Below are 1,673 nucleotides of genomic sequence, written 5' to 3' on the forward strand. Positions count from 1 at the left end.
AGCGCGGCGAGGTTCGCCCGGAAGCCGGAGAGGAACTGCACCCAGCTCACGGCCACGAGGCGAGTCTCAGGGCGCAGCGTCGCGGCGACCGCGTCGAGCGTGAACGTGCCGCGCTCCGTCGGGATGAAATCAATCGCCACGCCGCGCGCTTCGAGGGACCGCCACGGGAAGACGTTGGCCGGAAACTCGCACCCCGGCACGGCGATGCGGTCGCCCGGCTGCCAGTCGAGGCCGTGCGCGAGCACGTTGAGCGCGTACGACGTATTGGGTGCATACTCGACGCGCCCGACGTCCGTACCGAGTACCTGCGCGATGCGCTCCCGGCCACGCTCCAGCGTCGGCGCGATGTCCAAGTAGTTGTTTGGCTGCGTGGCATGGCGCTGCTGGAGGTGGGCCGCCACCGCGTCCATGACGGGCCGGCTGAGCGGGCCGGTCGAGGCGTGGTCGAGGTAGGCCATCCGCTCGGTGTGCGGGAAGAGGGCGCGGAGGCTTGAGGTCGCGGGTCGCAGGTCGAGGGTCATGGGTCGGGCGTCGCTGTTCGGGCGTCGCTGTTCGGGCGTCGCCGGTCGGGCGTTGTCGGCCGGGCAACGTTTGCGGAGGCGTCGTGTCTGTGGGGCAAGGATAGCGCGCGCTGGGCGATGTGTTTCCGCCGCCCTGCCCGTTCCGTCGTCGTCCCATCCACGAGCCCGCACCTTCATGTCCGTCCGGAAGACTCCGCGCGCCGACCTCAAACGGCACTACCCCGTCGTCCTGCAAGTGGGCGCGCTGCTCGCACTCGGCGTCGTGCTCGCTGCGTTCACCACGCCCTACCGCGCCGCCAACAGCTTCGAGGTGCTCGATAGCCCCATCGAACGCGTCGAACTCGAGGACATCGAGATCACCCGGCACGAGCTGCCGCCGCCTCCACCGCCGAAGCCCCCGGCGCCCGTCGAGGTGCCCAACACCGGCGTGGAAGATCCTGACCTGGACATTGAGGTGATCTTCGACCCCTTCGAGACGCCACCGCTGCCTGGTCTGCCGCCGCTTATCCAACCTGACCGTGAGCCCGAGCCGGAAGAGCCGAGCTACTTCATCATTGTGGAGGACCAACCCCAACTCCTTCCAAACGAGCAGGAAGCGATGACGGCTCTGCAAGGCTGCATCCGCTATCCCGAGATGGCGAAGCTCACCGGCATCCAAGGACGCGTGTTCGTCCAGCTCGTCGTGGACGAGCGCGGAAACGTCACCGAGCCTCAGGTCGCGCGCGGCATCGGCGGCGGGGCCGACGAGGAGGCCGTGCGCTGCGTGCGCACACTTCGCTTCCGTCCCGGCATGCAGCGAGGCCGCCCGGTGAAGGTCCAGTTCTCGCTCCCCGTCACGTTCCGCCTGCGCTGACGCCGAGGCAACGGCGACGACGTTCAAGCGGGCTCAGCGGCGGTAAAACTGCCGCCCGGCGAGCTGCCCGACATGGCCGCCCAGTTCGAGGCCGAGCAGGTAGACCAGCGCGTTCGACACGTCCACCCCGGCGCGTTCGCAGAGCGTGTCGAGGTGCATCGGCTCGGGCGCGAGCGCGTCGTAGAGCTGCTGCTCGACCCGGTTGAGGCCCTCCGGCGGCGGTGTCGGCTTTGCTTTGCTGGCTGGTGTCTGGCCGCCTCCTCTCGACGGCGCGCCGAACAAGTCTTGCTGGCCTTCGA

At 69.1% G+C, this 1,673-nt stretch carries 3 protein-coding genes; 1 reads left to right on the top strand and 2 read right to left on the bottom strand.

Annotation, left to right across the window (positions count from 1 at the left end; all coding sequences use genetic code 11):
* Window positions 1-521, bottom strand: a 521-nt coding sequence (locus AAGI91_17850; protein ID MEM1044478.1) for an aminotransferase class V-fold PLP-dependent enzyme, incomplete at its 3' end; no start/stop codon positions are given.
* Window positions 522-696: 175 nt separating this feature from the next.
* Between AAGI91_17850 and AAGI91_17855 the strand changes: the two genes are divergently transcribed.
* Complete coding sequence (locus AAGI91_17855; protein ID MEM1044479.1) at window positions 697-1,374, top strand: energy transducer TonB; 678 nt, start codon at window positions 697-699, stop codon at window positions 1,372-1,374.
* Window positions 1,375-1,407: 33 nt separating this feature from the next.
* Here the strand turns inward: AAGI91_17855 and AAGI91_17860 are convergent.
* Window positions 1,408-1,673 (bottom strand): hypothetical protein (locus AAGI91_17860; GenBank protein MEM1044480.1); only part of this gene is annotated, 266 nt, incomplete at its 5' end.

This window comes from Bacteroidota bacterium, assembly GCA_038746285.1.
Classification (GTDB): Bacteria; Bacteroidota; Rhodothermia; order Rhodothermales; family JANQRZ01; genus JANQRZ01.

Bases quoted from the DNA above. Each gene is read 5' to 3' on its own strand.
- AAGI91_17855 (MEM1044479.1), top strand. From the start codon at position 697: ATGTCCGTCCGGAAGACTCCGCGCGCCGACCTCAAACGGCACTACCCC.